Origin of the sequence: Companilactobacillus hulinensis, from assembly GCF_003946555.1 — a bacterium.
Classification (GTDB): domain Bacteria; phylum Bacillota; class Bacilli; order Lactobacillales; family Lactobacillaceae; genus Companilactobacillus; species Companilactobacillus hulinensis.
Genome location: NZ_RHOO01000027.1, coordinates 23,574 through 32,225, shown reverse-complemented (window position 1 = coordinate 32,225; position 8,652 = coordinate 23,574). Strand labels below are relative to the sequence as shown.

10 protein-coding genes and 1 pseudogene are annotated in these 8,652 nt (G+C 36.1%); 5 read left to right on the top strand and 6 right to left on the bottom strand.

The features are described 5' to 3' along the window. Positions 1-407: 407 nt before the first annotated feature. On the bottom strand, positions 408-1,055 hold the full coding sequence (locus tag EKM66_RS11145; RefSeq protein ID WP_125764631.1) for an NAD(P)H-binding protein: 648 nt from the start codon (positions 1,053-1,055) through the stop codon (positions 408-410). A gap of 65 nt (positions 1,056-1,120) precedes the next feature. Then, entirely contained in the window at positions 1,121-1,978 is an 858-nt protein-coding gene (locus EKM66_RS11140) for an aldo/keto reductase (RefSeq protein WP_125764629.1), read from the bottom strand. A 134-nt stretch (positions 1,979-2,112) separates the two neighbouring features. Between EKM66_RS11140 and EKM66_RS11135 the strand changes: the two genes are divergently transcribed. Beyond that, positions 2,113-2,976, top strand: a complete 864-nt coding sequence (locus EKM66_RS11135; RefSeq protein ID WP_125764627.1) for a LysR family transcriptional regulator — start codon at positions 2,113-2,115, stop codon at positions 2,974-2,976. Positions 2,977-3,084: 108 nt separating this feature from the next. Here the strand turns inward: EKM66_RS11135 and EKM66_RS11130 are convergent, their stop codons facing one another. Next, complete coding sequence (locus tag EKM66_RS11130; protein ID WP_125764625.1) at positions 3,085-4,083, bottom strand: tRNA dihydrouridine synthase; 999 nt, start codon at positions 4,081-4,083, stop codon at positions 3,085-3,087. Positions 4,084-4,232: 149 nt separating this feature from the next. Here EKM66_RS11130 and EKM66_RS11125 point away from each other — a divergent pair. Further along, positions 4,233-4,461 (top strand): annotated as a pseudogene (locus EKM66_RS11125) (NAD(P)H-binding protein); the annotation flags it as partial. 120 nt (positions 4,462-4,581) lie between these two features. After that, entirely contained in the window at positions 4,582-5,751 is a 1,170-nt protein-coding gene (locus EKM66_RS11120) for a cation:proton antiporter (RefSeq protein WP_125764623.1), read from the top strand. A 26-nt stretch (positions 5,752-5,777) separates the two neighbouring features. Here the strand turns inward: EKM66_RS11120 and EKM66_RS11115 are convergent, their stop codons facing one another. Further along, entirely contained in the window at positions 5,778-6,407 is a 630-nt protein-coding gene (locus tag EKM66_RS11115; protein ID WP_125764621.1) for an alpha/beta hydrolase, read from the bottom strand. 153 nt (positions 6,408-6,560) lie between these two features. Between EKM66_RS11115 and relB the strand changes: the two genes are divergently transcribed. Further along, a complete protein-coding gene (gene relB / locus EKM66_RS11110; RefSeq protein WP_125764619.1) occupies positions 6,561-6,779 on the top strand; it encodes a type II toxin-antitoxin system RelB family antitoxin in 219 nt (72 codons plus the stop codon). Then, on the top strand, positions 6,776-7,048 hold the full coding sequence (locus EKM66_RS11105) for a type II toxin-antitoxin system RelE family toxin (RefSeq protein ID WP_225426602.1): 273 nt from the start codon (positions 6,776-6,778) through the stop codon (positions 7,046-7,048). Before relB ends, EKM66_RS11105 begins: the two co-directional genes overlap by 4 nt. A gap of 54 nt (positions 7,049-7,102) precedes the next feature. Here EKM66_RS11105 and EKM66_RS11100 read toward each other — a convergent pair whose 3' ends face one another. Both EKM66_RS11100 and EKM66_RS11095 read right to left on the bottom strand, forming a co-directional pair. Continuing rightward, on the bottom strand, positions 7,103-7,564 hold the full coding sequence (locus EKM66_RS11100) for a GAF domain-containing protein (RefSeq protein ID WP_125764617.1): 462 nt from the start codon (positions 7,562-7,564) through the stop codon (positions 7,103-7,105). Positions 7,565-7,598: 34 nt separating this feature from the next. Beyond that, positions 7,599-8,510 (bottom strand): DMT family transporter, encoded by a 912-nt coding sequence (locus tag EKM66_RS11095; RefSeq protein ID WP_125764615.1) that lies wholly within the window; start codon positions 8,508-8,510, stop codon positions 7,599-7,601. Positions 8,511-8,652 lie beyond the last annotated feature (142 nt).

Here is an 8,652-nt window from a genome sequence, read left to right as displayed (position 1 = left end):
TCCTCGGCTAGTGATTCCGACTACTACGGCTCACAGTGGACTTGCACCACCAAGTTATCGCCCATGCCGGGCGCACGGTAATAAAAAGCCATCAATTAACTGATGACTTCTTACTAATGATTATTCTTCAATTACCGTAATCTTATCTAATATTTAATCCAATCACTGACCTGTTTATCAGCACGATCAACTTTGTTACCATCTACTACCAAATTTGTATATCTCTCTCAAGCGATGAATATAGTATGGGACCGTTTCAGACATAAAAAATTACTAGATAAACATGCTATTATACGTGAGACGTATAGCACAAAGAACAAAAAAGTCTAGTTAGTTCTACTGCAAATAAATCACAGTCGCGTAACTAGACAATTTTGATTATTCTATTTCAAATATAGCTATTTGGTCTAATATACAGGTCTAGTTTCACCTTGTGTAGCAGCATCGGCGATACCAACAGAATCATTCTTCAAGTACTCTGGATCAGCGATGATCTTAACAATCACATCGGCCATACTTTGACGAGATCCTGAAACACCAACATATTGTTCATCCCTGTGTGTGATGTCATACTTAACTTCATCACGATCATTCAACCATGGGAAGCGTAGTGTTGTGTATGATAATCCTGAATCTGCAAGTACTTTGTCAGCATTGATAGCGGCATCCAAACCACCCTTGACCATGCTGTAATTCCAACGACCATATTCACCGGGAACTTCGTTATATAAACCTAACAAACTAGATTCAATAACACGGCCTACATTGTTTTCTTTCATAGCTTTAATAACATTCTTAGTCATAACGTTGTTGCCATCGTGGTCAACGAATGAGATATAAACTATATCTTGGTCCTTCATAGCTTCATTAACAGCATCAAAGTCATTAATATCTCCATCAACCAAAGTAACATTTTTATCCGATGCCAATTTGGATAATCTGCTGCTATTACGTAAGAACAATGTCAATTCAACATCTGGTTGTTCTTTCAAAATACGATCTTCTGCGATTCTTGCAATTTGGCCATTTGCGCCTAATACTAATACTTTTTTCATTTTTATCTCTCCAATTATTTTTCTGATTTAAAATCTAATTCCACAATCATTTATCCTCGTTAATATTATTTTAGTTTAGCTAAACTTGTTCCGAAAATCTGTTCAATTGTCACAGGATCACGGTGATCGAAGAATTGACTCTCACCCTTATCAAGGCCATTCATAACCTTCATCTCATCATCAGTTAACTCAAAATCAAAGACATTGATATTTTCTTCCATACGATTCTTGTGTACTGACTTAGGAATTACGGTAATTCCTCGTTGGAGTAGCCATCTTAGAATAACTTGACCATTAGATTTGTTGTATTTGTCCGCAATTTCTTTAATGACTTCATTTGTAAAGATGTCATGCTTACCTTCAGCGAATGGTGCCCATGCTTCAACACGGATATCTTCTCCCTGATTGAAGTCAACTTCAGAATTCTGTTGATACCAAGGGTTAACTTCAATTTGATTAAGTACTGGCTTGATTTCATTTGATAATTCTAAGTTCTTCAATTGATCAGCGTAGAAGTTAGAAACACCAATGGCACGAATCTTACCAGCTTTATAAGCCTCTTCCAAAGCACGCCATGCACCAGAAACATCCCCGTATGGTTGATGTAATAAGTACAAATCTAGATAATCAACTCCAAGATTATTTAATGATGTTTCAATAGCCTTTTGCGCTCTATCATAATTAGCATCTGAAACCCAAAGCTTAGATGTAATGAAGAGTTCTTTACGATCAACTCCACTACGCTTGATGGCACGACCAACGGCTGCTTCATTTTGATAAGCCGCGGCTGTATCGATCAAACGATAGCCAGATGCAATTGCATCAACGACTGCTTGTTCACATTGATCCAAGTCTGTTACTTGAAATACTCCGAATCCTAATTGTGGCATTTCAACTCCATTATTTAATTTAACTGTTTCCATATTATTTACCTCTTTATTTAATTACTGTTTGTTTAATTCATGAGTTCATTATATGAACATATTGGACACTTGAAAATTACCAGATAAACATGCTACCATACGTTTGACGTATGGCATTATAATGAGGTGATTTTATGATCGATAACTACTTACTTGAGGAACTAGTTACATTTAATAAATACGGAACGCTGGCAGCCACTGCTGAAAAGCTAATGGTTACTCAGCCGACTGTTACTAGAGGTATGCAGAAACTTGAAGATGAATTAGATGTTAAGCTATTTGACCGTCAACCTAACCACGTAGCTCTGACCAAAACTGGTATTCTGGCGGCTAAAGAAGCACAAAAAGTTCTTGACCAAAATCAAAGCTTCATTGATACTGTTCAAAAATATGAAGCAAGTCATACCACTGTAAAGATTGGTTCAATAGCACCCGGACCCATTATGTTATTGAGGTCTTTGAGTGATATTGATGATAACGTTGTAATAGACGATTCTCTACTACAAACAGATTCAGTTATATCTAGCATAGAGAATCGTAGTTTTGCCATGATTATTACCAATCAAAAGATCATGACGGATTCAATTGAATCTCGATACATTGGTAGTGAGAAATTGTCGGTCAACCTAGACAAGTTCACCTATCTTGCTAACAAGACTTCAGTCACATTTGAAGAATTAAAAGGAATGAGTTTTGTCGTTGTTAACGATATCGGTATTTGGAAAAAAATTGTTCAAGATAATATTCCTGATGCTAGATTCATGTACCAAGAACAATTCGATGCCTTCACTGAAATAACTCAATATTCTAACTTCCCATATTTCAGTACAAATATTTCTGGCAAAGATAGCCATCATCTTCCATATAACGATGATGATCGCATTAGAATCCCTATCAGTGACGATGCCAGCACAGTGGACTTCTATGTTGCTTATTTGAAGAATCAAAAGTCCAAAGTTAATCCGTTAATTAAACCCATGTCACAAGCTTGGAATTAAAATAAGGTGCTGTTTTCAAAATAGAAAACAGCACTTTATTTTTTATTTATGATAAAAAAAGCAGAATCCCTCATAATCAGAGGAACTCTGCTTTTCATGCTATATATATTATTTCAAATACTTATCTTTTTCAGCCAAAGTCTTACGTACATCGTCAGTAGACTTAGCATCCATCATCGCATTTCTCAAATCAGTCGCACCCAATTCTGGTCGAGCATAGATTTTGAAGAAACGCTTGAGTGATGGAAAACGTGGCATATCGTACTTCTTTGAAAAATCATCAAACAGATTTAATTGCATCTGTAACAGATCCAAAAGCTCATCAAGTGAATGTGTTGTTGGATTCTTCTCAAAGGCAAACGGATTAGCGAAGACCCCACGCCCAATCATAATTCCATCTAAACCAGGATGTTCTTGCGCTAATTTCAGGCCAGCTTGATAATCAGGAATATCCCCATTAATTTGAATCAAAGTTTGCGGAGCAATTTCATCCCGCATCTTGATAATATCGTCAATTACTTCCAAGTGAGCTGGAACTTTACTCATTTCCATCTTAGTACGCAAATGAATCGTCAAGACATCAACGTCTTGTTGCAGCAAAAATGGAATCCAATCTTTGAATTCTTCAACCTTGCTATAACCAAGACGTGTCTTAGCACTAACGGCTAATCCTGAAGTTTTTGCCGCCGCAATTACATCTTGAGCCCATTGATGGTTCCTAATCAAATCACTACCACCATGATTCTTAATAACCGTACCATCTGGACATCCCATATTGATATCTATTGCTTCAAATCCTTGTTCTTTCAATGAATAAGCCGCAGATTCAAAGTCTAGCGCTTCATTGCCCCATAGTTGTACGACCGGACGTGTTTTTTCTCTTGGATCAATGTATAGCCGACCATGAATAGGGAACTTAGTATTCGGATTCGTAATTGCTTTCGCATAGACAAATTCACTGAAGAATGTATCTGGAGCACATGCGTGTGTGATTACCTGACGAAAAACCGTATTACTGACTGCTTCCATAGGTGCCATGCTAAAGAATGGACGATGTTCTGACTTGGCTTGAGCTGATATTTTTGACCAAAATGTTGATTCTGTCAAACTGATTTACCTCTTTAATTGTTAAAAGTTTCATATCAATAATATATTACTAGTTTATTAGTTCAGAATCTAATAATTAATCTGATGTTTACTCAATCTTCTCAAAAAAATATTGCCTTAAAGTGAACATCAAGATTTATAGTGGATGTAATCTATCATCTAACCCAATGCTAAGAACATATCGTAATGCGGCTGATATTATTGAAACATCAGACTTGAACTATACCGTTATCCGCCTAGGTTGGTTTGATAACAGTAATAGGTGAACCATTTGGTGGACACGATGTCTCAATCAAGAGTGTCGCCGACCTGGTTGTAAGGCTATCTCATGATTCAAAGCTTGGTTCACGTGATAGTTTGGGAATTAATAGAAAATAAGGTAAATCAAAAATGTACAGGGAAAATGTTAATATTTTCCCTGTACAACTTGTTATTAATTGGAAAAAAATTCAAATTACGCTAAACTCTTTGATAGAAAAACAAAAGAGGTTTTATTTTATGAGTAAATTTTCAGTCCTGATCACACTATTCGCAGCTCTGGCAACTCCGTTAATCATGGCAAGATTCCGAATTACTAGAATTCCCGGAACAGTTGCTGAAATTATTATGGGTATTATTATCGGAAAAACCGGTCTCAACTTGATTCAGCCTAACTCCACATTAACTTATCTAGCCAACCTTGGTGTTATCATGTTGATTTTCTTAGGTGGAATGGAAATCGACTTCTCACTGTTTGAGAAGAAACCAAAAGGTGCCGAGAAATCTCCACTGGGACTGGCATTTGGAAGTTTCATGTCAGTTCTAATAATGTCTGTAGTCTTAAGCGTGGCTCTATACTATACCGGATTGTTCAATAATATTATTCTGGCAACGATCCTTGTCAGCACAATTGCATTGGGTGTTATTATTTCACTACTGACAGAGGTTGGATTATTAGACAATGAATACGGTCAGACACTTCTACTAATATCGGCTATGGGAGAATTCATCCCACTTGTTGCCTTGACCATCTACTCAGCTGTTCAGCAAAAAAATTATTTCTCAGCCTTGTTATTGCCCACGATTTTCTTAGCTGCAATCTTCCTATTAAGAAGATTCAAGCGTGTCTATGTCTTCTTCGACAAAATAGATAAGGCAACGACTCAACTAGATATTCGTCTAGCCTTCTTCCTAATATTCACATTGGTAACCGTTGCGGAACAAATTGGTGCCGAAAGTATCTTAGGTGCCTTCTTAGCCGGTGTCGTTATGAAATTACTCAACCCCAAAAAGGATACCCAAGAGAAGTTGAGTTCAATGGCATACGGATTCTTCGTACCCATCTTCTTCATTGTCACAGGTGTTAATCTCAACCTAAGAACCCTGCTACATGACAAAGGAGCACTGATTCTGATCCCTGTCTTCTTCGTAGCATTCATCTTGGCTAAGTCAATTATCCACCTCATTTTGAGACGAAAATTTGGCAATAAACTCGCCTTCGGTGCTTCAATATTGATGTCAACGACGATCACGTTAGTTCTGCCCATCTTACAAGTTGGTCAAAATTTAAAAATAATCACCGAAGCCCAAAATGGTGCAATAACTTTGGCAGCAATTATCACATGTATCGTCTGCCCAATATTATTCAACAAAATGTTAAGTTCTGAATCAGTTGCACAAAAAAACTAGTTTGCCCTCCCTGACAAACTAGTTAATTATTTCAAAAATTCGTCGATAGTTTTAATTGCTTGATTACGATATTCACCCAAGAATTCGTGACCTGCGCCCTTAAAGACTTTCAATTCAGCATTTGGATATAATTCAAGTGCTTTTTTTGTACTCTCAAGTGGAACAACATGATCCATATCACCTTGTAATACCAGAACTGGGATATTACATTCATTCAGACTATCATATGCAAACTGATCCGTGAAGTTGAATTCTGGATGCATCAATACCATCTTACTTATCTCATTAGGAATATCATTGACAGTAACCACTGAGATAACCGCACCAAAATCTTCACCAAGCAATACGATATTATTCTCGGCCACATAGTCCAACTTCTTAACAAATCTAACTACAAGTTCCAAGTCTCTTCTTTTTGATAATAATTCTGATTGATCTTCACCAAGTTCACGGTAATTAAAAATCACACCGTTATAACCATGTTCAACCGCATTTTCCGCATATGGCATCATATCCTTTGACGTCTGATCACGTCCAGGTGAGAAAATAATTGTCTCTGAATCATCCTTCTTACTGAATGGTCTTAGTAGCCATCCATCAATATCTTTTTGACCGTCATCAATCTTAAACTTTTCTGTTGTATATTTAGCTAACAAAACGCACCTCCTAAAAAGAACCTCACATTCTTTTGTCCTACACTATACGTTGTACACCTTAAATTAAGCTTTAGCACGCTATATTTTCAAAAAAAACGTTAGACTTCATTTGAAGTCTAATTGATGATACTATTCACTTAGAGGTGATAAGCAATGACCGTAACTTCATTAAGATTTAAAGATGATCAATACAAAAAAGTTAAAGACTTGGCAAAATTTTATGGTATCTCTGTTACTGAATTCATGAGACAAACAGTCATGGACAGAATTAATGATGAAAATGATTATAACGATGCCATAAAGAATCTCAAAGAAAGCCATGGGAAAACCGTTAAACGTGATGAAATTATTAAACGGTTAAATATTCAATGATACTTTATCACTGGGAATTCGCAAAAAAGGCCGACAAGGATTTCTCCAAAATGGATAAGCAAATCCAAATTCGTATCATTAAATGGTTAGATGAACATATTGAAAATTCAAACAATCCACGTGCATGGGGAAAAGCACTTGAAGGAAATTTTGGTACTCTTTGGAGATATAGAGTCGGAAAATATCGAATTATAGCAAATATAAATGATGACAAGTTTACTGTAATCATAGTTAAAACATCTATAAGAAATGATATCTATAAAAATTAATCAAAGATATTAAAAAAGCTAAGTTTTGAAGTTCACTTCAAACTTAGCTTTTTTCTATTCAATATGTGCAATCAAAACTTGTACAAATTCAGCAAGTTCCTTCTCATTATCCTCAGTGAATCTATCTAATGATGGTGAATCAATATCTAAGACACCGATCTTCCTATCACCCTTAGTTATAGGAACCACAATTTCAGAATTACTAGCACTATCACATGCAATGTGTCCAGGGAATTCATGGACATTGGCTACACGATGAATTTGTTGGTCATTAAAGGCTGTACCAACAACGCCACTTCCATTCTTAATGTGCATACAAGCAACCTTACCTTGGAATGGTCCAAGGTCTAGTTCACCTGTATCACTATTGTATAAGTAAAATCCTGACCAATTCAAATCTTCGTATGTATCATTGATCAAAGCACTAGCATTAGCCAAATTAGCGACCAGATTTTTTTCTTGATACAACAATGCATCAAGCTGTTTGTTCAATAAAGTAGTTGGTGTTACTGACATGTGAATCCTCCTCAAATATTATAACTGTCTGCCCTTAGGGCTTTCTAATCCCATCTTGCCTAACAAAATACCGGCTAACAACACCACGTATATCAAATTGAGCAACCAAGGTGGCGAAAATAATTAGGCTGCCACCAATTATCAAATGTTGTGTCAATGGTTCAACGTGGAATAGGACCGACACTAAGCTGGCAAAAAGTGACTCTGTCATTAATACTAACCCAGCTGTGACCGTATCGGTATATTTTTGACTCGTAACTTGAATAACTTGTGCCGCAAACGTTGCAACTACCCCTAAATAAATAACTGGTCCAATGGCGGCTGTCCAATTGATCTGTGGTAATTTACCATAATCAATTGTGAATGAATATAATACTCCACAAATTGCTTGAACAAATCCTAATTGAAATGCCAAAATTTGTGGACGAGCATTCTTAGTGGCGTATCCATAATACGTCATCTGTAATGCATAAAATATTGCACTTAATACGGTCAAGAAATCTCCCATATGAAACTTTAACCCCGTTGAAATAATACCTGTTAAAAATATCATCCCAAACACGCACAATATAATAGAAAGATAAATTTTTAATGGTGGAACTCTTTTGAAGAACAACCAAGCTATGAATGGCAATAAAATAACATAAATTGAAGTTATGAATGAACTATTACTTGGCGTTGTATATTTCAATCCAGTGGACTGTAACTGAACGACTACAAAGTTGAATACTGCACAAACAGCGCCAATCTTGAATTCTTTCCATGTCATTGTATTGACGATTTTCCGAAAGAATATGTAAACCAATATTGCTGAAATCAATCCCCGTAACGTATTAATAACTGACGGTGGCATTTGTGCCGCAATCGCCATCTTGATAAATGTGTAACTCGTCCCCCACATGAAGGCAACCAACAAAAGATTTCTATTTGCTCGTGATTGCACCATCAAAAATCACCTGTTCCAATTTGTAATTGTTGATAATATTAGCCTTATTTTTTAATGTGCGCAATGAAAATTTTTATATTTTTTCAGAAATTTTAACTATAGTCCTATTCACATACTGAACTTATTCAATTCGATTAATAAC

What these genes read in the sequence shown, in the direction of transcription:
- EKM66_RS11145 (WP_125764631.1), bottom strand. Translation starts at nt 1,055, where the DNA reads ATGAAAAAAGTATTAGTATTAGGCGCAAATGGCCAAATTGCAAGAATC.
- EKM66_RS11140 (WP_125764629.1), bottom strand. Translation starts at nt 1,978, where the DNA reads ATGGAAACAGTTAAATTAAATAATGGAGTTGAAATGCCACAATTAGGA.
- EKM66_RS11135 (WP_125764627.1), top strand. Translation starts at nt 2,113, where the DNA reads ATGATCGATAACTACTTACTTGAGGAACTAGTTACATTTAATAAATAC.
- EKM66_RS11120 (WP_125764623.1), top strand. Translation starts at nt 4,582, where the DNA reads ATGAGTAAATTTTCAGTCCTGATCACACTATTCGCAGCTCTGGCAACT.
- relB (WP_125764619.1), top strand. Translation starts at nt 6,561, where the DNA reads ATGACCGTAACTTCATTAAGATTTAAAGATGATCAATACAAAAAAGTT.
- EKM66_RS11105 (WP_225426602.1), top strand. Translation starts at nt 6,776, where the DNA reads ATGATACTTTATCACTGGGAATTCGCAAAAAAGGCCGACAAGGATTTC.
- EKM66_RS11100 (WP_125764617.1), bottom strand. Translation starts at nt 7,564, where the DNA reads ATGTCAGTAACACCAACTACTTTATTGAACAAACAGCTTGATGCATTG.
- EKM66_RS11095 (WP_125764615.1), bottom strand. Translation starts at nt 8,510, where the DNA reads ATGGTGCAATCACGAGCAAATAGAAATCTTTTGTTGGTTGCCTTCATG.